The 23,408-nt window shown below is 67.8% G+C and carries 24 protein-coding genes; 10 read left to right on the top strand and 14 right to left on the bottom strand.

The annotated features are described in order from the left end of the window. Positions 1-66 precede the first annotated feature (66 nt). Positions 67-1,287: an NAD(P)/FAD-dependent oxidoreductase gene (locus ROP_RS13395; protein ID WP_012689899.1), complete on the top strand. Its 1,221-nt coding sequence runs from the start codon at positions 67-69 to the stop codon at positions 1,285-1,287. 41 nt (positions 1,288-1,328) lie between these two features. On the opposite strand, the gene ROP_RS13390 is transcribed toward ROP_RS13395, so the two are convergent. The 11 genes from ROP_RS13390 to ROP_RS13340 form a co-directional block, all read right to left on the bottom strand. Then, a complete protein-coding gene (locus ROP_RS13390; RefSeq protein ID WP_043824705.1) occupies positions 1,329-2,747 on the bottom strand; it encodes a WS/DGAT/MGAT family O-acyltransferase in 1,419 nt (472 codons plus the stop codon). 191 nt (positions 2,748-2,938) lie between these two features. Continuing rightward, entirely contained in the window at positions 2,939-4,414 is a 1,476-nt protein-coding gene (locus ROP_RS13385) for an aldehyde dehydrogenase family protein (RefSeq protein WP_012689897.1), read from the bottom strand. Between the two features lie 31 nt (positions 4,415-4,445). Then, positions 4,446-5,219: an SDR family oxidoreductase gene (locus ROP_RS13380; RefSeq protein WP_012689896.1), complete on the bottom strand. Its 774-nt coding sequence runs from the start codon at positions 5,217-5,219 to the stop codon at positions 4,446-4,448. Then, positions 5,219-6,133, bottom strand: coding sequence for a dihydrodipicolinate synthase family protein (locus ROP_RS13375; protein WP_012689895.1), 915 nt, complete (start codon positions 6,131-6,133; stop codon positions 5,219-5,221). Before ROP_RS13375 ends, ROP_RS13380 begins: the two co-directional genes overlap by 1 nt. Positions 6,134-6,154: 21 nt before the next feature. Continuing rightward, a complete protein-coding gene (locus ROP_RS13370) occupies positions 6,155-6,949 on the bottom strand; it encodes an enoyl-CoA hydratase-related protein (RefSeq protein ID WP_012689894.1) in 795 nt (264 codons plus the stop codon). Next, complete coding sequence (locus tag ROP_RS13365) at positions 6,946-8,211, bottom strand: CaiB/BaiF CoA transferase family protein (protein WP_012689893.1); 1,266 nt, start codon at positions 8,209-8,211, stop codon at positions 6,946-6,948. Before ROP_RS13365 ends, ROP_RS13370 begins: the two co-directional genes overlap by 4 nt. Further along, positions 8,208-9,572: an FAD-dependent oxidoreductase gene (locus tag ROP_RS13360; protein WP_012689892.1), complete on the bottom strand. Its 1,365-nt coding sequence runs from the start codon at positions 9,570-9,572 to the stop codon at positions 8,208-8,210. Before ROP_RS13360 ends, ROP_RS13365 begins: the two co-directional genes overlap by 4 nt. A gap of 8 nt (positions 9,573-9,580) precedes the next feature. After that, positions 9,581-10,861, bottom strand: coding sequence for an MFS transporter (locus ROP_RS13355; RefSeq protein WP_012689891.1), 1,281 nt, complete (start codon positions 10,859-10,861; stop codon positions 9,581-9,583). 234 nt (positions 10,862-11,095) lie between these two features. Continuing rightward, positions 11,096-11,704, bottom strand: coding sequence for a helix-turn-helix domain-containing protein (locus tag ROP_RS13350; RefSeq protein WP_043824701.1), 609 nt, complete (start codon positions 11,702-11,704; stop codon positions 11,096-11,098). A 148-nt stretch (positions 11,705-11,852) separates the two neighbouring features. Beyond that, positions 11,853-12,224, bottom strand: coding sequence for a hypothetical protein (locus ROP_RS13345; protein ID WP_012689889.1), 372 nt, complete (start codon positions 12,222-12,224; stop codon positions 11,853-11,855). 41 nt (positions 12,225-12,265) lie between these two features. After that, a complete protein-coding gene (locus tag ROP_RS13340) occupies positions 12,266-12,727 on the bottom strand; it encodes a hypothetical protein (protein ID WP_012689888.1) in 462 nt (153 codons plus the stop codon). A gap of 78 nt (positions 12,728-12,805) precedes the next feature. Here ROP_RS13340 and ROP_RS13335 point away from each other — a divergent pair, with 78 nt between their 5' ends. Beyond that, positions 12,806-13,279 (top strand): SRPBCC family protein, encoded by a 474-nt coding sequence (locus ROP_RS13335; RefSeq protein ID WP_012689887.1) that lies wholly within the window; start codon positions 12,806-12,808, stop codon positions 13,277-13,279. Positions 13,280-13,334: 55 nt separating this feature from the next. Here ROP_RS13335 and ROP_RS13330 read toward each other — a convergent pair whose 3' ends face one another. Next, complete coding sequence (locus ROP_RS13330; protein WP_043824699.1) at positions 13,335-13,877, bottom strand: hypothetical protein; 543 nt, start codon at positions 13,875-13,877, stop codon at positions 13,335-13,337. Positions 13,878-14,005: 128 nt separating this feature from the next. Next, on the bottom strand, positions 14,006-14,896 hold the full coding sequence (locus tag ROP_RS13325; protein ID WP_012689885.1) for an alpha/beta fold hydrolase: 891 nt from the start codon (positions 14,894-14,896) through the stop codon (positions 14,006-14,008). Positions 14,897-15,078: 182 nt separating this feature from the next. On the opposite strand from ROP_RS13325, the gene ROP_RS13320 reads away from it, so the two are divergent. From ROP_RS13320 to ROP_RS13295, 6 genes are all read left to right on the top strand, one after another. Beyond that, entirely contained in the window at positions 15,079-15,699 is a 621-nt protein-coding gene (locus ROP_RS13320) for a hypothetical protein (RefSeq protein WP_043826521.1), read from the top strand. 148 nt (positions 15,700-15,847) lie between these two features. After that, positions 15,848-16,228, top strand: a complete 381-nt coding sequence (locus ROP_RS13315; RefSeq protein ID WP_012689883.1) for a hypothetical protein — start codon at positions 15,848-15,850, stop codon at positions 16,226-16,228. Positions 16,229-16,276: 48 nt separating this feature from the next. Beyond that, positions 16,277-16,981 (top strand): TetR/AcrR family transcriptional regulator, encoded by a 705-nt coding sequence (locus tag ROP_RS13310; protein WP_012689882.1) that lies wholly within the window; start codon positions 16,277-16,279, stop codon positions 16,979-16,981. An 8-nt stretch (positions 16,982-16,989) separates the two neighbouring features. Continuing rightward, positions 16,990-17,919: an ABC transporter ATP-binding protein gene (locus ROP_RS13305; protein WP_012689881.1), complete on the top strand. Its 930-nt coding sequence runs from the start codon at positions 16,990-16,992 to the stop codon at positions 17,917-17,919. After that, on the top strand, positions 17,916-19,553 hold the full coding sequence (locus tag ROP_RS13300; protein WP_012689880.1) for an ABC transporter permease: 1,638 nt from the start codon (positions 17,916-17,918) through the stop codon (positions 19,551-19,553). The genes ROP_RS13305 and ROP_RS13300 overlap by 4 nt, the downstream gene beginning before the upstream one ends. A gap of 27 nt (positions 19,554-19,580) precedes the next feature. Beyond that, a complete protein-coding gene (locus tag ROP_RS13295) occupies positions 19,581-20,333 on the top strand; it encodes an IclR family transcriptional regulator (RefSeq protein WP_043824697.1) in 753 nt (250 codons plus the stop codon). Positions 20,334-20,557: 224 nt separating this feature from the next. On the opposite strand, the gene ROP_RS13290 is transcribed toward ROP_RS13295, so the two are convergent. Next, a complete protein-coding gene (locus ROP_RS13290) occupies positions 20,558-21,538 on the bottom strand; it encodes an NAD(P)-dependent alcohol dehydrogenase (RefSeq protein WP_012689877.1) in 981 nt (326 codons plus the stop codon). 109 nt (positions 21,539-21,647) lie between these two features. Here ROP_RS13290 and ROP_RS13285 point away from each other — a divergent pair, with 109 nt between their 5' ends. Together ROP_RS13285 and ROP_RS13280 are read left to right on the top strand one after the other, a co-directional pair. Beyond that, positions 21,648-22,337 carry a TetR/AcrR family transcriptional regulator gene (locus ROP_RS13285; RefSeq protein ID WP_012689876.1) on the top strand — a complete coding sequence of 230 codons (690 nt, stop codon included), beginning with the start codon at positions 21,648-21,650 and terminating at the stop codon, positions 22,335-22,337. A 97-nt stretch (positions 22,338-22,434) separates the two neighbouring features. Then, positions 22,435-23,403, top strand: a complete 969-nt coding sequence (locus tag ROP_RS13280) for a PDR/VanB family oxidoreductase (protein ID WP_012689875.1) — start codon at positions 22,435-22,437, stop codon at positions 23,401-23,403. The last annotated feature ends 5 nt before the right edge of the window (positions 23,404-23,408 follow it).

Genomic DNA, 23,408 nt, shown 5'->3' with positions numbered 1-23,408 from the left:
CAGGCGACACCCGTAGTTCTCAATCGTCCGTCCGAGGTTGGCTGCTCACGCGTAAGGAGAATCTAGATGTCAAATGTCCTGATTATTGGAGGCGGTTTCGCAGGGGTCTGGGCGGCGGCCAGCGCCGCGCGGCTGCGGCGCGATGCGGGCGTGCCGCGGACCGACCTCACGATCACACTGGTCGATGCCGGTGACGACCACGTCCTCCGGCCCCGCCTCTACGAGCGGGAGCCGGAGAACAAACGCTGCTCCCTCGACGGGCTGCTCGGCCCCATCGGAGTGGAGCGGGTCGCGGCCACGATCACCGCCATCGATACCACCACCAATCAGGCTCACGGGATCACCCGGACCGGTGATGCCACGTCGCTGAGCTACGACCGTCTGGTGCTGGCCACGGGGAGCCAACTCGTCACCCCCACCATTCCCGGTGCCCAGCATCTCTTCGACATCGACACGCTCGGTTCCGCCACCTACCTCGACGGGCACCTGCGCAGTCTGCCCGCGCGCCCGGACTCGGAGGGCCGGTACACGGTGGTCGTGATCGGGGCAGGATTCACCGGACTCGAGATCGCAACCGAACTCACCGATCGACTCCGCGAGATCGCCGGGGATGCGCCGATCCGGGTGATCCTGCTCGATCGCGGTGACGTCGTCGGATCCGGGCTCGGTGAGGGACCGCGTCCGGCGATCCTCGAAGCACTCGACACGCTCGGCGTCGAAGTCCTTCTCGGCGTGGACGTGACCTCGATTGACGAGCACGGAGTGCAGCTCGCCGACGGCACCCGAATCGCCGCGAACACCGTGATCTGGACGGCGGGCATGCAGGCCAGCCCGCTGACAGCGCACATCCCCGGCGAACGAGATCGCCTCGGCCGCCTCACCGTCGACGCGCATTTGAAGGTGGCAGGTCTTGCGGACGTGTTCGCCGCGGGAGATACCGCCGCCGCGTATGCCGAACCCGGCCACGTCGTAATGCAGAGCTGCCAGCACGCGCTACCGCAGGGAAAGTTCGTCGGGCACAACGCCGTCGCCGATCTGCTCGGCCGCGATCTCGTGCCGTTCGCTCCCGCCTCCTACGTCACGTGCCTGGCACTCGGACCGGCCGGGGCGGTCTTCGCCTCCGGGTGGGACCGAGAGGTGCAGATGACAGGCGAGGAGGGCGCGGTGGTGAAGAAGTCGATCAACACCGTGGCGATCTATCCGCCGGTCGGTGATCCGGAGGCCCTGCTGTCGCTGGCGGTCCCGGACGGTACCTGGCGCTCGGCCGAACTTGCGGCTCTCACCTGAGAATTGTCCAGGCGCTCGAGAGTACTCGCCGTGCTCGTGCGTCACAGTCCGACGGCGGTTTCGAGGAGGTCGAGTTCGGCGTCGAGTTGGTCGAGCATGGGGTGCAGATCCGGGACGGTGCGGCGGCAGCCGGTGAGGCCGAAGACGATCTGGTCGTCGCTGCTGGTGCAGGTGATGTTGAGTGCCTGCCCGGTGGTGGGGATCGAGAGCGGGTAGAGGGATTCGAGGCGGGCGCCGTTCCAGTACAACGGGGTTCGGGGTCCGGCGACGTTGGAGATGACGACGTTGAACGGCGGACGCAGCGGTCCCCGCCGGCCGAGGAACATCTCGACTCCGAGTGGAGCCGCGCCGAGAGCGCTCATCGCGAGCACCTGGGCGGGGCTCATCGCCTGCAATGCGGCCTTGCCCTCGTTCATGCAGTTGCGCACGGTCTCGAGGCGGTGCGCGGGGTCGGGAAGGTGGGTGGCCAGGTTGCACATGAGCACCCCGACCCGGTTGCCTCCGGGCGCGCGGTCACCGGTTCCGGTCTCCGGCGCGCGCAGGGACACCGGGACCATTGCGATCAGGGGGTTGTCCGGCAACGCGTCGCGGGTGTGCAGGTAGGCCCGCAGGGTGCCCGCGCACATCGTCAGCACGATGTCGTTGATGGTGGCGTCGGCGTGCTTGGCCAGCAGCCGGATCCGTTCGATCGGGAACGAGCGGGCGGCGACGTGACGGGCCCCGCTGATCGGCACGTTGAACAGGGTGTGCGGTGCGGTGAGCGACAACGCACCACCCTTGCCGTGCAGGGCACGGTCCACGGTGCCCAGCGCCGCGGGCAGCAGTCCGGCCACCTCGCCCGCCGCGGAGCGGGCCGCATCCCATGCCATGGCCGGAAGCGCGGACCCGGGACCCGGCGTGACGGCCACGCCCGCATCCGGCACGGCCGACAGCGGGTTGCGGGGCTGCCAGGGTGTGGGCATGTTCCGTCGGTGCGGGTCCTCGCTCATGCTGTCGCGGAGCAGTCGCATCGCGGACGCACCGTCGGCGAGGGCGTGGTGGATCTTGGTGTAGACGGCATACCGGCCGTCGGCGAGCCCCTCGATCAGGTGCATTTCCCACAGCGGACGGCTGCGGTCGAGCAAGGTGCCGTGCAACCGCGACACCAGGGTCATCAGCTCAGCCATTCCGCCCGGCTGGGGCAGCGCGTCACGGCGGACGTGATGTTCCAGATCGACCTCGTCGTCCCGGAGGGTGTCCCAGCCCCACTGGCCGAGCGAGGTCACCGAGCGGCGAGCCCGTTTACGGAAGGGCGCCGCCACCCGGTCGCCGACCAGCGCCGCATCGAACATCGCGCGCACGTCGGCCGCGGACGATCCCTCGGCCGGGGTGAACACCGCGAGGCCGCCGACGTGCATCGGATGCTCGCGGGACTCGCCGAGCAGAAACAGTGAATCGGTCGGCGCCATCGGGAACAGCATGTGGTGTCCTTACCGTTCCCGAAACGGATCTGCCTGCGCGGATCCGTTCCCCCCGGAACTGTTGTCCATATCAATGTTGCCGTGTGTAAAAGTAACGTTTAGGTGTGGTTCATGTCACAAACCGGTCTCGCTGTTTTAGTTGTACAGCACAGCCACCGTTTCCGCCACACACACAAAAAGGACATCCGCGATCAGACGCCGGTGTACACGGTCTTCCCCCAGGTGTAGAAGTCCACGGCGCTGCGGCCCTGCTCCCGGAACGTATTCGTGGACGAGTCCTTCACCCCGCCGAACGGCACGTTCAGGTCCAACCCGGCCGTCGGGCGGTTGATCTTGACGACGCCGGCCTGCGCCCGGGCGGCGAAGTCTGTCGAGCGCGTCAAGCTGTCGGTGCAGATGCCCGCGGTGAGTCCGTAACGGGAATCGTTGACGGCGGCGAGCCCGGCCTCGTAATCGGCGACCTCCAGGACCGCGACGACCGGCCCGAAGATCTCGTCCGTGACCGCCGGGTCGTCGAGCGGAAGATCGGTGAGCACGGTGGCCGGGAAGAAGAACCCGGCGGACGTGTCTCCGGCGTAGTCGCCATGCCGCAATGTGGCGCCCCGGAGAACGGCCGAACGCACTGCCTCCTGATCCTGCTCGAACTGCGCGCGGCTCACCACCGCGCCCATGCGGGTCGTGTCTGCCGAACCGTCGCCAGGAACGTACCGTGCGGCCTCCTCGACCAGCGCCTCGAGGAACGCATCGCGGATGCCCGGGGTGACGTACACGCGGGACGTCGCCGTGCAGGCCTGCCCGGTGAGCCCGAACGCGCCCGCGGCCACCACCTGTGCGGCGTTCCGGGCGTCGTCGAGCACCAGCACGGCGTTCTTGCCGCCCATCTCCAGTTGGACCCGGGCCCGGCGGGAGTTCAGGATGTCCTGCAGCCCCAACCCGACGGTGGTGGAGCCGGTGAAGGACAGCCCGGCGACGCGGGGGTCGCGGGCCAGGGCGTCGCCGACCACCCGTCCCTTGCCGTGGACCACGTTGAAGACCCCGGCGGGGAGACCGGCGTCCTGGAGGGCGCGGGCGAGGTGGGTGGCCGACAGGGGCGTCAGTTCGGCGGGCTTGAGAACCACGGTGTTGCCCGAGATCAGTGCGGGTGCGGTCTTCCACGCCGGGATGGCGATGGGAAAGTTCCACGGCGTGATGAGGGCGAAGACGCCCAGGGGCTCGCGGCGAGTCGTGATGCTGGTCCCGGGCAGCCCGCTGGGGAGCACCTCGCCGGTGGCCGCCCATCCCAGGGACCCGAAGAACCGCAGTACGTCCACGGCGCGCGTGACTTCGCCCCGGGCCTCGGCCAGGGTCTTGCCTTCTTCCCGGACGAGGTCCGCCGCCACCGCGGATCCCCGTTCCTGCAACAGGTTTGCCGCCTTGATCAGGATGGCGCCGCGGGCCGGTGCGGGGAGCGCGGCCCAGGCCGGCTGCGCCGCGGCGGCCGCCGCGACGGCGGCGTCCACCTCGGCGGTACCACCACTCGGTGAGTAGGCGGCGAGTTCGTTCGGGCGGGCCGGGTTCCAGCGCGCGGTGTCCGCTTCGCCCAGCCATTCGCCGTTCACGAGGTGCTGCGCGGTCGGGACTTCGTTCCGGATGTGTGAGCCGGTGGGCTCGGTGACGGTCGTGGTCATGGTGTCTCCTGGAGAGGTGGAGGGCTGAGCCCTAGAGGCTGCGGATCAGGCCGCCGTCGCAGCGGAGTGCGACGCCGGTGATGTACGACGCCGGGGCGCTGCACAGGAACGCGGCGGCGGCGCCGAATTCGTCGGGGGCGCCGTACCGGCGGGCCGGGATCGTCTTGCGCGATTCGATTTCGATGTCGGTGACGGTGACACCGCGGCGCTTGGCGGCGGCCGCATCCAACTCGGCCACCCGGTCGGTGGCGATCCGCCCCGGCAGCAACAGGTTGACGGTGACGCAGTCGAGGGCGACCTCGGCGGCGAGGGTCTTGAGGTACCCCGCCAGAGCCGCGCGGCCCGTGTTGGACATCGCCAGATTGGGCAGGGGCGCGGCAACTCCGGAGGATCCGATGGCCAGAATCCGGCCCCAGCGACGTTCCCGCATGCCGGGGAGGACGGTCGAGACGAGTGCGTGGTGCGGGCGGAGCAGGATGTCGAAGGCGGCCGCGAGATCGTCCGAGCCCAGGGTCGCCGCCGCGCCAGGTCTGGGCCCGGGACCGTTGAGGACCACGATGTCGACCGGCCCGAGTTCCGCTTCGGTGCGCTCGACGGCGGTCGCCGTGCCTTCCGGGGTGCTGAGGTCGGCCTCGATCGCGATGGCACCGCCCAGCGACGACGCGATCTGCTCGGCGCGCTCGCGCCGCCGTCCGGTGATCGCCACGCGTGCGCCCTCGGCCGCGAGGGCCCGGGCGACGGCGAGGCCGAGGCCGCCGGTGGATGCGGCGACGAGCGCCGTCTTGCCGCCGATTCCGAGATCCATCAGATCCTCCCGGCGGTGAGTGCGTCGAAGGCCTGCGCGGCCTCGGCCAGATGCGTTGTCAGACTGTCGCGGAGCACCTCCGGGAACGGTGCGGCCGGGGCACGCACCGCCGAGTCCCGGATCAGTCCGCGCTGTAGCAGCAGCTCCTTGCGGACGGAGAGGGCGATCCTGGCCTGCTGCTCGAAGTTGACGAGGGGCAGGAACGGTTGCAGCACTTCGCGTGCGGCCTCGTATCCGCCCGACTGCCAGGCCCGGACACAGGCCACCAGCGCTTCGGGGTAGGAGAATCCGGTCATGGCGCCTGCGGCGCCGGAGTTCAGTTCGTCCAGGAGGCCCTGCCCGCCGAGTCCGCCGAACACCGAGACCTCAACGGCAGCGGTGAGTTCGGCGATGGCCACGGACGTCGGTGGCGCCTCCGCCTTGACCGCCGCCACGAACTCGCAACGCCGCACGACGGCGGCCAGCGAGGCCGGGCGGATGGCGACCCCGCTGGCGGCGGGGTAGTCCTGCACCACGATCGGGGCGCCGGTCACGCGGTGCACGGCCTGCAGATGGTCGGTGACGACGTCGGCGTCGGCCGAGTTGGCCTGCACCATGAACGCCCGGATCCGCTCGCCGGCCGCGGCCCGGGCGGCACGGATCTCGTCGACGACGGGGCGGGTGGCAAGAGCGGTGACACCCACCACCAGCGGGAGATCGGAAGCCTCGGTGACCGTTTCGAGCACGAGGGCTCGCTCATCCGTGGACAGTGCCGCGGCTTCACCGAACACCCCGAGCACCGTCAATCCGATGGCGCCGATCCGCTCGTAGTGTTCTGCCAGATTCGCGAGGCTGTCGGTGTCGACATCCTGGGTGCTGCCGATGAACGGTGTGGCGACGACGCCCCACACCCCGTGTTCCAATGATTCGCGCATGATTCTTCCTTTCCGTTCGAGCTACGCGCCGGACCACACGGGCGCGCGCTTTTCCTGGAACGCCAGCACGCCTTCGGCGGAGTCCTTGCTGTCCAAGGCGGCCATGAGTGCCGGAAGTCGCAGTCCCCGAGCCTCGGCGGCGGTGAGATGGGCGGTACGCGTGACCATCTGCTTGACCGCCCGCAGCGAGGTGGGCGCGCACGCCCGGATCTGGTCGAGCCAGCGATCCACGGCGGCGTCCAGCTCCCCGGCCGGGACCACCTCGTTGACGAGACCCATGGCCTGCATCTCGGCGGCGTCGGCCTTGCGTCCGGTCAGGAGCATCCCCATCGCCTGGGTGTGGGGAACCCGGCGCACCAGTTGATGGATGCCGCCGTCGAGCGCCAGTCGACCGACACGCGGCTCCGTCAGACCGAACCGGGCGCTGTCGGCGGCTACCACGATGTCCGCGCCCAGAACGATTTCCATGCCACCGCCCAGTGCGTAGCCGTTCACCTTGGCGATCACCGGCACGTCCAGGGTGGTGCGCAGACTCAGTCCGCCGAAGCCGTTGGCGTCCAGTTCGGCCCAGTACTCCAGCCCGGTCCTGTTCACCGCGGAGGCCGTCATGTCGGCCCCGGTGCAGAAGGCCTTCGGCCCGGCGCCGGTGACGACGACCGCACGAATGCGGTTGTCCCGCTCCAACTGTTCCCAGATGTCGTTCAGGCGCGCCGTGGTGGGACCGTCGACGGCGTTCAGCACGTGCGGACGGTTGATCGTCACGGTGGCCACACCGTCGTCGATGGTGAGGATGACGCCGTCACCGTTCGTGGTCATGCGAGGACTCCCAGCGCCACGAGACGCGCGATCACGTCGTCGTCGAAGCCGTGTTCCCGCAACACCTCGGTATTGTGTTCGCCGAGGCGAGGTGCGCTGTGCCGGATCGACGGCGGGGTCGCCGAGAGCCGGATGGGGGCGTTCAGCATCTTCACCGTGCCGACAGAGGGATGTTCGGCTTCCACGATCATGCCGTTGATGCGGGTCTGCTCGTCGGCCAGCGTCTGCTCGAGCGTGTTCACCGGGGCGTTCAGCAGACCCTCCTCCTCGAGTCTTGCCGTCCAGTATTCCGTGGTGTTGGTCGCGAACCGTTCCCGGAAGATCGCCTGCAGTGCGGGCTTGTTGTCGAACTGGAGTTCCTTCGTGGAGAACTCCGGCCGGAGCGTGAGGTCCTCGTCCAGGCCCAGAGCGCGCGAGATGTGCAGGAGCGGGTCGGCCGTGAATCCGCCGACCATGCAGACGGCACCGTCCGTCGTCGGGAAGACTCCGGTGAAAGGCATTGCGCCCCAATTGACCTCGTAGCCCCGGTTGAGCTGCATGCACGCCTCCTGCATCTGCATGTGCAGCATGGAGTCGTACATGGTCACCTCCACCTTCTGGCCGGTGCCGTACTGTTCCCGGGCCCGGAGCGCCAGCAGGATCCCCTGCATCAGGTGCATGCCGGTGGTGTAGTCGCACAGTGTGGTCGGGTAGACGACGGGGGGCGCATCGTCCGACTCCCGCCGCCACATCACGCCGGAGTAGGCCTGCGCGATGGCGTCCTGGCCGCCCTTGTGGGAGTACGGACCTTCGGTGCCGAAACCGGTGCCGGACGCCCAGATGATCCCGGGGTTGTCCTTCTTCAGCTCGTCGTATCCGAAGCCCATGCGTTCCATGACGCCGGCCCGGAAGTTACTGACCACCACGTCCGCGTCGCTCATGAGCGTGCGCAGCACGGCCCGGCCGTCCTCGGTGCGCGTGTCCACGCTGATGCTGCGCTTGTTGCGGTTGATGGCCAGGAAGATCGGATTGTCCTGCCCGTCCGGATCCGGGAACGAGTTCCGGGCGATGTCACCGGCACCGGGGCGTTCGACCTTGATGATGTCCGCGCCGTAGTCGCCCAGCATCTGTGTGGCGCTCGGGCCCATGTAGACCTGGGTGAAGTCGACGATCTTGACGCCGGTCAGCGGAAGTTTCGGGCCGGCCGGGGCCGGGTCGTCGGCGAACGTCCGCGTCGAATGGTCTGCGCTGGTGACGTTCAGTTCTTCGGTGGTAATGCTCATGCCGGGACCGTCGCTTCCTGGTCGAGGGTGGCGTTGGCGGAGGGAATGTCGCCGGGATCTGCGCCGTGGCTGCGCATGCCTGCCTGGATGTCGACGGCGGCCACGCTGCGGACGGTCACGTCGTCCCGGACCGCGATGGCCGCCGCGACGCCGACCGCCTGGCCCATGGCCATGCAGGGCGGGATCTCGCGGGACATCTTCTGGGCGTCCGGTGTCGCCGAGTAGTGGCGGCCGGCAACGAGGAGCTGGTCGACGTCCTTGGGGAGCAGTGAGCGGTACGGGTAGTAGTAGTCGCGTCCGCGGGCGACGGAGTCGGCGAAGTGCCGTCGCGTGGTCACGTCTTCCTTGGTCATGACGTACTCGCCCTCGAGGAGGCGCGTCTGCCGGACCCCGAGCTGGGATGCGACGTCCACGATGTAGCAGTCGGCGAATCCGGGGAGGTGCTCCTTGACGTACTCCACCGCCTCGGTGATCCGGTCGCGGGCGGCGAACTCGGCGGCCGTGAGGTCGCCCGGGTCCGTGCCGTCGAAACCGCTCATGTGCGGGGCGTTGCACCAGACGACGCCGTCGAGCGGGGTCTTGAGCCACCACAGCTCCCAGGCGCCGCCGAGCAGGCGCTTGATCTTGCGGTTGACGGCCCGTGCCTCCTTGGGGTTCTCCTGTTCGAAGCGCTCGGCCGCGGCCGTGTCGACGCCGCCCAACCGGAAGACGAGGGTGGTGATGTAGCTGTCCTTGACATGGGCGGCACCGGCACGGGAAGCGACGTCGATGTCTCCGGTCGTGTCGATGACCACGTCCGCCAGGAACGCCTGCGGACCGGACTTGGTTTCGCACACCACGCCTTTGACGACGCCGTCGTCGACGATGGGCCGCGAGAACCAGGTGTGCAGCCGGAGGGTGACGCCGGCCTCGCGGACGAGGTCGTTGGAGACGCGCTTCCAGCCGTCGGGATCGAATGCGGCGGCGTAGCAGATGGGTTTCGGGTTGGTGTGGGAGTGGAAGTCGAAGGTCCCGTAGCGTCCCCATTTGTTCCACAGTTCCGTGGAGGCCGTGCGGTCTTCCCGGGGCGGGACGACGGCGAGGCCCAGGGCCTGGAGCCGCTCCACGTATTCGGAGACGATTCCGGTGACGGTGATGTCCTGGCCGTTGATCATGTCGTCGAGGACCAGCACCATGCCGCCGGACGCCAGGCCTCCGAGCGACGAGTAGCGTTCCAGCAGGGTGACATCGGCCCCGGAACGGGCCGCGGTGACCGCGGCGGCCACACCGGCGGGTCCACCGCCGACCACGAGGACCTGGGAGCGGTTGACGACGGGCGCCGCGAGGTCACGGCTGGTGACGCGCAGATCGAGAGTGGTCATGGGAGTCCTTATTTTCCGACGAAGATGCCGTTGACGCGGCGGGCAAGTAGGTAGAAGACGATGCTGAGGACGGAGAGAACGGCCACGTAGACCGGGAAGATCCAGTTGGCGTTCACGGATTGGAACCAGACGAGCAGGTAGGAGGCGGTGCCGCCGAAGAGCGCCACGCCGACCCCGTACCCCAGTGACACTCCGGCGCCACGGCAGTTCTTGGGCATGAGCGACGTGCTGACCACGTTGTACAGCGTCATGTTCAGCACCAGGACGATCGAGCCGCCCAGCAGCACGACCGCGAAGCCGCCGATCCCGGGTTGCACGTACATCAGCATCAGGAAGACTGCCGGGACGGCGAGGGCGCGGGTCCAGAGGAACCAGCGTGACATGGACTTGCCGTCCGTCAGCTTGCCGATCACCCAGCTCCCGATGACGAGGACGACACCGAGTGCCGTCGTCAGGGCGAACACGGCGGTGGGATCTTCCTTGAAGTTGCTGCGCGCGGCGGCGGGCAGTCCGACGTTCCACGCGTAGTTGTAGGCCTGGGCGGCGCCGACCACGAAGATGATGGCGAGGACGCTGAGCCAATGCTTGCGGACCCCGGTCCAGACTGTGCGGGTCGTGTTGTCCGACAGTTCTTCCGGACGCATGGTCTCGGGCAGTGCACGTCGCAGGTACACGACGACGATGCCGAAGACGGCGCCGATGACGAAGGGGATCCGCCAGCCCCACTCACCCATGGCGGCCCCGCCGATGACCAGACTGCACAGGAAGCTGACGAGGGATGCCAGGAGCACACCGAGGTTGACGTAGAACGACATGACGCCGGCGACGAGGCCTTCTCGTCCGGCGGGGACGAGTTCGACCGCGTGGGCGGTGGAGAGCGGCGCCTCGATACCGGTGGAGACGCCCTGCACGATGCGGCAGGCGACGAGGATGACACCTGCCCACGCCCCGATATGAGCGTAGCCAGGGGTGATCGCGATGATCAGGGTGGTCACGGCCATCGTGCTGATGGAGATCAACATGACCCGGCGGCGGCCGATCCGGTCCGCGAGCGTTCCGAGCATGACGCCGCCGAGCGGCCGGAAGGCGAAGCCGACGGCGAAGACGGCCAGGGTGTTCAGCGTCGCGCTGAGGGGGTCGGTGGAGGGGAAGAAATTCGGGCCGATGAACGCCGACAGGAGGCCGAAGACCATCCAGTCGTACCATTCGAGGGCGTTGCCGAGGCCGAGGCCGAGGAGGCCTTTGCGGACCTCGGGGGTAAGTTGTCGACGCGTATTCGGTGCTGTCACAGTGGTGTCTAGCAATGGACTTGTCCTTACGCTGGCACCCGGGGGTGCAAGAGGGTATGACGCATCATGAGAACGAGACGCGTTGTGTCCGGCCGGGGAGGCGGCCTGACGGTAAGGAGGTTGGGTTGACGGCAGGCGGTGGTCGCCGGGGTCACCACGGTGTGGTGTGTCAACCCAATTCGCTACGCATACCTCTTCGTAGCTGTCTGGTACCGGTGCGGGTGTGCGCCGCGGTCACCACGCGTGTGGTGCGTTGACCCAGATCGCTACGCATACCTCTTCGTAGCTGTTCTTGTACCAGTGCGGAATGTCCGAGGAGAAGGTGATCGAGTCACCTGCTTCCAGGGAATGGCATTCCCCGTCCAGATAGATGTCCTTGCGGCCGGAGATGATGATGCCGAACTCTTCGCCGCTGTGCCGGAACGGGGTGGCGCTGGTGTCGTGCCCGGGCGGGGTCTCGATCCATTGCGCTTCCAGGGCACCGCCGCCCTGTTCGGGGGTGAGCAGTTCGTAGACGGCTTCCCCCATCGACTTCTTGGTGACGCCGACGAGATTGCGCCGCTCGTGTTTTCGCACGACGGGCGACGTGGTGTCCGGTTGGCCGATGAAGAACCTGCCGACCGGGATGTCCAGCCCATGGGCCAGCTGGGCGAGTGTGGTGAAGGACGGATTGGCCAGACCGCGCTCGATCTGGCTGACGATCGCCGGGCTGAGTCCGGTGATGTCCGAAAGCTGCGCGAGGGTCAGGCCCTTCTCCTTGCGCATGGTGCGAATCTTGTTGCCGACGGTCGTCAACAGGGCACTCGTGGCGGGGGGAGTGGGTGTGGCACTCTCGGCCGTCATTGGCTTTTTCCTCCCGCTGGGTGACCTGACTCACAGAACTATAGTGAAGATCTTCAGCGAGTCAATGGCTCTTCTTAAATATTCTGAAAAACTTCACCGAATCCGCGATTTTCCAGGTCGACGCAGGGGTTCTCCCGACCGCGGGCGGTCAGAGTTCGAGGTACAGGAAGTTGTCGGCCCAGTTCGTCTCGCCGGCCGTCGTGGCGAAGTAGAAGATGCGCTCGGAGAATCCGCAGTCGAAGTACTGGGCGATCTTCGAGTCGCCGGGGGCGAGCGTGCCGAGGTGCGTGCTCGGATAGACGAGCGGAGTATGGACTGTCACGCCGGGGGCGGTGCCGTCGCCCTCGTTGGTGACGCGCACGGCGCACGCACTGACGCCTGAGATATTTGCCTGCGTGATCACGAGATCGGGTCCGTCTCCCAGAGAGCCGAACGGGGCGGCCGACGCCGTCGCGGTTCCGGCGGTCAGCAGTCCCGCGATCATGGCCCCCGCCACTGCGGTACGTCGAAGGTTGCGCATGTTGTGCCCTTTCCTCGGTGGTCCGGTCGATACTCGGCAACTCAGTAGACGTTGATCTCCGTGGCGCTGGCGAGGTGCGGGCGGTCGGTGGTCAGTGTGACCTCGACGCGACCGGATCCCGTCTCGAGGTGTGTCCACGGCTCCGCCGGGAAGTCGAGCACGCCGCCACTGACGTCGGCGGACCACGATCCCTCAGCGCCGGTACCCAGGTTGCGCCAGTGCAGTGTCGCGAATACCGAGCACAGCACTCCCGGCGTCGTCGACACACCGACGAACGTCGCGTTCAGCCGAACGTAGACCAGGCCGGGCAGCGCGTCGGTGGACACGGTGACCCCTCCGATTCGGCCGCCACAGGCAACGCCGTGCGCGACCGTCACGGTGTCCGGAATGTTCACCCACCTGTCCCTGGTTTGATCCGCCGCGGCCGGGGCGGCGGCACCGAGCAATCCAGCCAGCGCCAGTCCGGTCAACGCGATCGACTTGCCGAGCGTGAGAAGAGACATGGTGCTCCAGATCGCCGACGGTCAGTGGTCCCGACGGTACCTCGGAAAACGGCCTGCATCTCGTGGTTTGATCGAGTCATGACCGAGGAGAACGGGATTCCCACCGTCGTCACCGCCAGCCGCGTCATCGCTGCCCCTGCACGGGTGATCTTCGAATTGATCGCAGACCCGGCGCAACAGCCGCGCTGGGACGGCAACGGCAACCTGGCCGAGGCCGCCCCGGGGCAGCGCGTGCGCGCCGTGGGTGACGTGTTCACCATGACGCTGACCAACGCAGGCATCCGCGACAACCACGTGGTGGAATTCGAAGAGGGGAGTCTGATCGCCTGGACGCCGTCGGAGCAGGGCCATCCACCGCCGGGGCATCTGTGGCGCTGGGAGCTGGACCCACTCGACGAGAACCACGTCCGGGTCACGCATACCTATGATTGGTCGCGCCTGACCGACCCGAAACGCCTCCAGCGTGCCCGCGTCACCACGTCCGACTGGCTGCTGGCTTCGGCGGACCGGCTTGCCGAACTCGCCGAAGCGACCGACGGGCCTCCCGCCTGACACTCGACGACTGTCGGCGGCGGGCACTGTGCGCCACGCCGCCGACGACTCCGAGTTACCGCCCGGGTACGACGGAGATCGTTCCCTGGCACACGGCGTTCTGCGAATTGACGAACCACCATCCCGCGCCGGTCTGGACGGTGACGGTGAACGACACCGTTCCGGTTCCCGTCCAGGTCCGGTTGATCGGGATTCCCGGCTTCTGCTGCCACGCCGCCTCATCGCTGACGCTGTGGCCGGTCGCGCCCGTGGTCGTGTTGTGCCAGTCGACCGACACCCGCGTGCCGTACCAGTTGACTCCGATGCTCGGAATCAGACCGCCGGGCGGCGTGGGCAGTTCGTTTCCGCCGCTGAGCAGGATCGCCGGCTCCAGCGCCGACCCACCCGGCCGGAGCGACTCCCCGGACGAGGCATTGACGGTCCACGTGAACGGCGGCGCCCAGACCAGGGGATTCGCACTCGAGCACGTCATTGTCGTCGACGTCGGTGGTGCGGGCTGAGCATGTGCGACCGCACCCCCTCCTACCGCCACAGCGGTTCCCAACCCGACAGCAGTGAGTGCCGCAGCGCATGCGCGGCGCCCCAACTGGTTGCTCATGAGCCCTCCCATTTTCTTCATCCCCGAGACTCGAGACGTACCTCGCCCCCTGGAATTTCGGCAGCAGAGAAGAATTCGTTACAGATCGTGCGAGTGGGAGGTCCCGTCACCGTGGGCTTCCGGTTCAGTCAGTTGGATGCTGATGCAAGATCGTTCGCTGTCAGCGCGAGGATGTCGTCGGCGTGGCTGACGGCGATGAAATGACCACCACCGCTGATCGGGTGCCAGACGGCGCCCGGAGTCCTGTCGGCCACCGTCTTGTTGATGACCTCGGGGACCAGCGTGTCTGCGCTGCCCTGCCAGAAATGCACCGGGCGTGTCACTTTGGTCATATCGAACGGCCAGGCCTCGTAGAGCATCGTGGCGTCGACGACGAGTCCGTCTGCGCCGTGGTGAAAACACTCTCGCCCTGCCGCCAGGAACGCTGTGAGGACGTCTTCGTCGGCCAGTACCTCCTGGTCTGCCGCACACGCCGACTTCTTGATCGCCTGCCCGTAACGATCCTCGAAATGTGTGGCACTCATGCCGAGTAGCTCGTACATGAGCGTGAAACCGGGGTGGAAGTGAAGTGCCAGGCGACCGCCCAGTGCGTCCACACTGCTGAGATACTTCGCGGCCCAGTTCGGGCCGAATGTTCCGTAGTTGCCGCCGGCAATGCACACGACGTTGACGAGGCGCATCGGGTCCAGATACGCGGCCGCCGCCAGTGCCCACGGTCCGCCCTCGGACCATCCGGTCACCGCGAACTTGTCGGCGTCGAACGAGTCGGCCAGAAGCAGGAGGTCGTCGGTCCAGCTCTCGAAGGTGCGGCCCGGTTGCAGGTCGGACCCGCCGATGCCCGGCCGATCCGCGCAGACGAACCGCAATCCGTTGGCCTTCGCGTACGGATCGAACAGCTCGGCTTCCAATCGGCTCGACGGTCCGCCGTGGTTGTGCAGCACGAGCGGTCCATTCGGGTCGCCGGCTTCGAGATACGTGATGGTCCGGCTGCCGATCCGGATGCTTCCCTCGCTCGTCACGTGGACTCCTCACAGTGTTGGCCGGACGCCGAAACGCGGTTGGCGGCGTCGAGGTCCGCCGATCACCGGCGAGTGTCGAAACTGCAGGTACTCGGATCGCCTCCATATTAGGCTTGCGGGGTCGCTCGTCTGTCCGGTTCGGGCGATCGCCAAGCGCTTTCGAGCGGTGAGGGGTGTCCAGCGTGGTGCAGTCACGGGAGCGGCGCGATGTGCGCAGGCGCGGCGGTCGCAGATCTCTCGCCTTCCTCTCGATCGTCCTGGCCGGGGTCCTGCTCGCGGCCGGGTGTGGGCAGCAGGACACCGAGTCCGGCGGCGAATCGCAGCAGGACCAGACGACGTCGGAGACGAACCTGTTGCCCGAGGGCGTGGTGGTCGCGTTGGACGGGGTGCAGACCTACTTTCCGGAGATCGAGCGGCAGACCGCGACGAGTGAGAACTCCACCGCGGCCGGTGCCCCCGACGCGACGAGGATGGTCATCTACGAAGGCGGCGACGGGCGACGGGTCACGATCTCCGTCGATCGGTATCCCAGCCCCGACGCGGCGTCCGCCGCATTCGAGCAGGCGATCGACAAGAGTGAAGTCGTGCCGGGATTCGTGGCGCTGCCTGCGCCGGCCGGTGTCGGCGACAAGGCGTTCGCCGGTTCCGTCACGCAGGGCGTGGACACACACATCGGGTACGGCGCACTCGCCGGCGCATACGTCGTCGGGGTGACCTCGGCCGGTTATCCGGCAACCCCCGAGAATGCCGACAAGCTGGCCGGTCTCACCCGGGATGCGGTCGAGAAGGCCACCGCGGCATAGGGCTCGCGCCAACACCGCGTCAGGATTGCGGTCGCCGGAGTCAGATCGGCGTCAAGACCGGTCGAAGCCCCGCGCGACGGGAGTAGATCTGGAACTGAGATCCCCTAGTCGGCCCACCCACGGCCGTCGACGGATCCAGGAGGTTCCGATGACGCTTCATCTTCCCCACCTGTTCCCTCACGAGGAGCCGCGGCAGAACACGCTGCTCGACCTGTCGGCGCTCGGCGCGGACGGTTCGGGCCTAGAGGACGCGCTGCGTGCGGTGATGGACCAGCCGCAACTGCGGCTGGTCGGTATCCGGTGCCCCGCCGGCCCGGGGGTCGTCTACGACGCGATCGGGCTGATGGAACGAGTCCGCCGCGACTACGGGGTGATCCTGACGGAGCTGGTTGTGGCGGACGCGGACCGGGTCGATCTGCGCGAAGCAGTCGACGAGGCCCTGGACGAGGCCTGCGCCCGGAACCGGTTCCCTCGCCCGAGCGTCGTGTTCACCGGTCGCCCGGCTGTTTCCGCCTTGATGAAATCTTGACACCCGCACCTCTTGCGCCCGGTTGAACGCGCGTTTAGCGTATTAAACATGCGTTCAACCAGTGCAGCTTCCGGGGTCCCGCAACCCGACATGACCACCCGCGCCCGCGTGCGCGACGCGGCCATCACGGTGTTCGGCAACCACGGGTTCGGAACCGGAGTGCGCGCGATCGCCACCGCTGCCGGGGTGTCACCCGGCCTGGTGATCCACCACTTCGGTTCGAAGGACGGTCTGCGCGCCGAATGCGACGAGCACGTCCTACGGATCATCCGGGAGCAGAAGGCGGAGGCCATATCCACGCCCGGGCCGGCGGGAGCAATGCAGGCCCTCGCCGACATCGAGCAGTACGCCCCGCTCGTCGCGTACATCGTGCGGAGTTTCCAGGCGGGCGGAGGTCTCGGCGAATCCCTCTTCGAGCACATGGTGGAAGACACCGAGCAGTATCTCGCGCTCGGAGTGGCAGCCGGACGTGTCCGGCCCAGCCGCAACCCGAAGGCGCGGGCGCGCTACCTCACCCTCTACAACGTGGGCGCGATGCTGCTCTACCTGCAGATGCGCGCCGACAAGGAAGCTCCGCTCGACTACGCCACGGCCATCCGCGACCTCGCCACCGATGTCACGCTGCCCGCCCTCGAGATGTACACCGAGGGCCTGCTGCCGGATTCGTCGACGCTCGAGGCATATCTGGCCACCGAAGACGGCGCCGCGCAGGCGGGCGCGGCTCCCGCAGAACATACCGACTCCCCGGACTAGGAGCAGCTATGAGTGCGATCATCGAAGTGCGCAACCTGGTGAAGACGTTCGGACGAACCCGGGCGTTGGACGGACTCGATCTCGAGGTCGGCGAGGGGGAGGTGCACGGGTTCCTCGGGCCGAACGGCGCAGGCAAATCCACCACCATCCGCGTCCTCCTCGGCAGCCTGCACTCCGACAGCGGTGAGGCCACCGTGTTCGGCCGCGATCCCTGGCGCGACGCCGTGGCCCTGCATCTCGACATGGCGTACGTCCCCGGCGACGTGACGCTGTGGCCGTCGCTGTCCGGCGGCGAGACCATCGACCTCCTCGCGCGGATGCGCGGCGGACTGGACGAGACCCGCAAGCAGGATCTGATCGGGCGCTTCGACCTCGACCCGCGGAAGAAGGGGCGGGCGTATTCGAAGGGCAATCGTCAGAAGGTGGCCCTGGTGTCGGCGTTCTCGTCCGAGGCTCGCCTGCTGTTGCTCGACGAACCGACATCGGGCCTGGATCCGTTGATGGAACAGGTTTTCCGTGAATGCGTCGCCGAGGCCCGCGAGCGGGGTGTGACGGTGCTGCTGTCCAGTCACATCCTGTCCGAGGTGGAGGCGCTGTGCGAGCGGGTCACCATCATTCGGTCGGGACGCACGGTCGAATCCGGGACACTGGCGTCGATGCGGCATCTCAGTCGTACGTCGATCACCGCCGAACTGCTCGGCGATCCCGGTGATCTGAGCCGCATCGACGGCGTGGCAGACATCCAGTTCGACGGGTCGACGCTGCACTGCCAAGTCGACAGCGAACATCTCGGCGAGCTCATCCGGGTGCTCGGCGACACCGGGGTTCGCAGCCTCGTCAGCAAGCCCCCGACCCTCGAAGAACTCTTCCTGCGGCACTACGAGATCGACGACGGAACGACGACGTCGTCCGACACGGTGGAGAAGGTGCGGGCATGAGTACCGCAACGGTGTCCCGGTACCGGCCCGTGGAGCCGGCGCCGGTATCATCCTCGGATTTCAAGGGGACGCTGCACTTTCTGCGGTTGTTCCTGCGCCGGGATCGGATCGCGCTGCCACTGTGGATCCTGATCTTCGCGTTCGCGCCGGCGCTGTACGTCGCGAGCATCGCCGACATCTACACCTCCGACGCCCAGCTGGCGGAGTTCGCGGCCACCACGGCGGCCAGCCCCGCGCAGATCGCCATGTACGGGCCGATCTTCAACTCCAGCCTCGGCTCGGTGGGTGTCTGGAAGGCCGGCATCTACTACACGCTGATCGGGCTGGTGGTGATCCTGACGGTCATCCGGCACACCCGAGCCGAGGAGGAGACCGGCCGGGCGGAGCTTCTCGACTCCACCTCCGTCGGACGGTATTCGGGCCTGACCGCGGCGCTGCTCCTCGCCGGCGGCGCCTCCGTCGTCACCGGAATTCTCTGTGCGGCAGCGCTGCTCGCCCGCAACCTTCCGGTGGGTGGATCGGTCGCGTTCGGGACGTCGCTGGCCTGCTCCGGCCTGGTGTTCACGGCGGTCGCGGCCGTTGCGGCGCAGGTGAGTACCGGCGCCCGCGTCGCGCGCGGGGTCGCGTTGACGGTGCTCGGTGTGGCATTCGCGGTGCGCGCGGTCGGTGATGCCGGGTCCGGCACCCTGTCGTGGTTCTCACCGCTCGGCTGGGACCTGCAGATCCGTCCGTATGCCGACGAACGCTGGTGGGTCGTCGTTCCCAGCCTCGTCACGGCAGTCGTCCTCACCTGGGCGGCATACGCTCTCCTGCGCCGACGCGATGTGGGTGCCGGTCTGATCGCCGAACGCCCCGGCCCCACCGACGCGTCGCCGGCGCTCGCCGGAACTCTGGGACTGGCGTGGCGGATGCACCGCGGCACGCTCGCGGCCTGGACCGCCGGGCTCGGACTCTACGGCCTGCTCATCGGAAGCGCCGCAAAGGGAATCGGTGGCCAGGTCGGCGACAGCGAGACGATCCGGGACATCATCACGCGGATGGGCGGGTCGCAGTCGCTGGAGGAATCGTTCATCGGCTACGCGTTCACCATGCTCGCGATCGCCGCCGCGGCCTACGCGATCTCCGCGTCGCTGCGGCTGTACTCCGAGGAGAACGCCCAGCGTCTCGAACCCGTGACGGCCGGTTCCGTCGGCCGCGTCCGGTGGGCGTCGAGCCACATCCTGTTCGCGTTGCTCGGACCTGCGGTCGCGATGATTGTGGCCGGAGTGGCCGCCGGACTCACGTACGGTGCATCCATCGGCGACGTGGGGGGAGCCCTGCCCGACGTGATCGGGACGGCGCTCGTGCAGCTTCCCGCGATCTGGATGCTCGCCGGAGTGACGGTTCTCCTGTTCGGTACCGTCCCGAGGTTCACGCCGGTGGCGTGGGGCGTGCTCGTCGCGTTCCTCCTGATCTTCATGGTCGGGTCGATCGCGCAGTTCCCGCAGACGGTGCTCGATCTCGAGCCGTTCAGCCACGCGCCGAAGCTGCCGGGCGGCCAGTTCGCGGCCACCCCGATCCTGTGGCTGCTGCTCATTACGGCCGCGCTGATCGTGGTGGGTGTGGCGGCGTTCCGGCGGCGCGACCTGCGCTGAGCGTCGGCCGGTGTGCACACTGAAGAGATGGCACGTGTGCACACCGGCGAGTCCGTCCTGGCCCGAGCGGTGCGGATAGTCGAATCGTTCCGCTCGGACGATTCGCTGCTCACCGTGTCCGAGATCGCCCGGCGGTCCGGGCTCCACATCTCCACGACGTCCCGGCTGATCGACGAATTGGTGGGATGCGGCTGGCTCGAGCGGGAGAACCGGCAGGTGCGGATCGGGGTGCGCCTGTGGGAGGTCGCGTCGCGGGCGTCCCCGACCCTCGGGCTCAGGGAAGCGGCGATGCCGTTCATGGAGGACCTGCACGCCGTCGTCGGGCAGCACACTCAGCTCGGTGTCCTCGAAGGTGACGAGGTGTTGTTCGTCGAGCGACTCACCGCGCCGGGTGCGGTGGTCAACTACACGCGCATCGCAGGCCGGATGCCGCTGCACGTCTCTTCGTCCGGGCTGATCCTGCTCGCGCACGGGCCGTCGGAGCTGCAGGAGCGGATCCTGGGGGAGCCGTTGAAGGTTTTCACCGACAAGACGATTCGCACCCCGCGACAGTTGCGCGGGGTGCTGGCCGACGTGCGCAGGAACGGGTACATCCTCTGCGCCGGTCACCTGTACCCGGACACCACGGGCGTCGCGGTTCCGGTGCGGGACGGCACCGGCAGGGTGATCGCCGCGCTGTCGGTGGTCGTGCCGAACGACGAGAAGGCGTACGCGCAGATCCCCGTGCTGCAGGCGGCCGCGAAGGGCATCACCCGCGTCATGGCCGCGGCGTCGAAGTAGCGGTGGACTATCCGACCCGCCCGTGCCACGGTGGAATCGGAACCCCTTCTCCCGGAAAGCGCAGCGCCATGGAAAGCACCGCACAACCAGCCCCCTGGAATGCCCGGACTGCCACGCCCTCACCGCGGATCTCGAGGCCCACAAACACTGGCACTCCCGACTCGTGCACGACATCGCCACCGCGGTCGACAAGGATATCAGCCGACGGGCACACACCTCCTGACTCAGCCGGCCGTCACGGTGAGCACGACCTTTCCGCGTGCCTGCCCGTCGACGAGGCGACGGAGGGCCGTGCCGGCCTCGGCCAGCGGGTACGTCCGGTCGATGACCGGTGCGATGTCGCCGGACTCGACGAGGTCGCGGAGCACGCGAATGTCTTCGCCTTTCTCCTTCGAGATGAACACGCACAGTGTCTGACTCACGAAGGGGGACAGTGCGAGTGCGCGCAGTTGGCGATCGGTGCCGCCGAGCCACCGGCCGTCCGTTTCGCCGCCGACGATGACGAGTCGCCCGCGGGGAGCGAGGGCGTTACGTAGGCGCGTCAGGGACGCGTTGCCGCCGATGTCGAGGATGACGTCGTATCGCCGCCCGAGCCGGGCGAAGTCTTCGCGCGTGTAGTCGACCACATTGTCGGCACGGATCGAGCGCACCAGGTCGACCTTCGCCGTGCTGCACACCCCGGTGACCTCCGCGCCGTTCGCCTTGGCGATCTGAACGGCGAACGTGCCCACGCCACCGGACGCCCCGATGATCAACACCGACTGTCCCGGCTCGACGCGCCCGTGGTCGCGCACACTCTGCAACGCCGGGAGCCCCGAGATCGCGACCGCGGCGGCCTCCTCGAACGTCAGACCGGCCGGCTTGTGCGCGAGCTTGCCCGCCGGTGCGCACGCGTACTCCGCGAACGTTCCGGTGCCGATGCCGAAGACTTCGTCGCCCGGACGGAATCCGGTGACGCCGCGGCCGACCGCCTCGACGCGGCCGGCCAGGTCGGTCCCGGGGACGGCGCCCTTGGGTCGCCGGATCCCGTAGCCCGCGAGACGCACCGGGTACGGCAGGCCGGTCACGAGGTGCCAGACGCCGCGATCGACACCGGCGGCGTGCACCCGGACCAGCACCTCGTCGTCGGCGGGGACCGGTGTGGCGACGTCTCGCAGTTCGAGGATCTCGGGCGGGCCGTAGACGTCGTGAGCGATGGCCTTCATGGTGTCTCCACGCTCGGACTCCGTTTCTGGAAGGTCGACCTGATTACGTTGTAAGCTTACGCTGTAAGTAAAGCCTTACAACGTAAGCTGCGCGAGTGGAGACTGTGCGATGACAGCTGAGACCGATCCGGCGGAAGGCCGTCGAATGCCCCTGAGTAGGGAGCGTGTCCTGCGTGCCGCCGTCACCCTCGCCGACGACGGCGGTGTCCAGGCGCTCACCATGCGGCGGGTCGCGGAAACGCTCGGGGTGGAGGCGATGTCGCTGTATCGCCACGTGGCGAACAAGGACGACCTCCTCGACGGCCTGGTGGACATCGTCTTCGGTGAGATCGACCTGCCCTCGGACGGTTCAGACTGGAAATCCGCCATGCGCCGACGGGCCATCTCGGCGCGGGACGTGCTCACGCGTCATCGCTGGGCGACCACTCTGATGGAATCGCGGGCGACTCCAGGCCCCGCGACGCTGCGACACCATGACGCGGTGCTGGGGATTCTGAGGGCGGCCGGATTCTCCATCGAGTCTGCCGCCCATGCATTCTCGGTTCTGGACAGCTACATCTACGGCTTCGCGCTGCAGGAGACGAGCCTGCCGTTCGGCTCCACCGACGAACTCACCGAGGTGGCGGAATCCATCCTGGGCAGGGTGCGGCCGGACGAGTACCCGCACCTCACCGAGTTCGTTGCGCAACACGCCATGAAGCCCGGCTACGACTTCGGCGACGAATACGCGTACGGACTCGACCTGATCCTGGACGGGCTCGAGCGTGTGACGTCGCTCGGCATTCATCCAGCTGAGTGACCCCGATAACAGCATTACTTTCAACTATTGAAAATGGTCTGGTGACTCGTCTCCTGCTCGGACGATCCTCGAACAAACGCGAGATCGAGGAGTCGAGATGTCACAGAACCCGGTTTCTTCCGGCACGCCGGCGGACGCTGCCTTGCGGGTGGACGCCAAAGTGGTTGTCGCGGAGGGTGTTGTCGCGCTCACGCTGCGTCACCCGACGGGGCGGCGCCTGCCGGACTGGGCGCCCGGAGCGCACATCGACCTGGTGCTCCCCAACGGGCTGACACGTCAGTATTCGCTGTGCGGTGACCGATGGGACGCGCACAGCTACCGAGTTGGGGTGCTGCGCGAACCGTCCGGCCGTGGCGGGTCGGCGTACGTTCACGACGAACTCGCGGTGGGCGATCTCGTCGGGGTCGGCGGTCCGCGCAACAACTTTCCCCTCGTCCCGTCGCAGAAGTATCTGTTCGTCGCGGGTGGTATCGGGATCACCCCGCTGCTGCCGATGATCCGGCAGGCGGAACTGATCGGGGCCGACTGGCGGCTCGTGTACGGCGGCCGCACCCGCACGTCGATGGCGTTCCGAGAGGAACTCGCGGCGTACGGCGACCGCGTCGTCTTTCTGCCCCGGGATGAACGCGGCCTTCCTGACCTACCCGCGTATCTCGCCGAGGCCACGGATGCCAAGGTGTACGTCTGCGGACCCGGTGCGCTGCTCGCTGCCGTCGAAAAGTGTTGCGCGGACTGGGCTGTCGGGAGATTGCGGACCGAGCGCTTCGTGCCGAAGGATCGTGGTGCACCGCTGCGTAACGAACCGTTCGAGGTGGAACTCGCACGTTCCGGCCTCGCGGTGACCGTGAACCCTGGCGCCACCGTCCTCGACGCAGTGCAGGCGGCGGGGGTGAACGTCCTGTCCTCGTGCCGCGGGGGCACGTGTGGGACATGTGAGACCACCGTCCTTGCCGGCGCCCCCGACCACCGCGATTCCGTCCTCGACGACGACGAGCGGTCCGCCGGCGACTGCATGCTCATCTGCGTCTCACGGTCTTGCTCCGACCGTCTTGTGCTCGACCTCTGACACTC

This window comes from Rhodococcus opacus B4, from assembly GCF_000010805.1.
GTDB classification, from domain to species: domain Bacteria; phylum Actinomycetota; class Actinomycetes; order Mycobacteriales; family Mycobacteriaceae; genus Rhodococcus_F; species Rhodococcus_F opacus_C.
The sequence above is the reverse complement of the archived record's forward strand: the minus strand, read 5'-3'. Positions and strand labels throughout refer to the sequence as shown.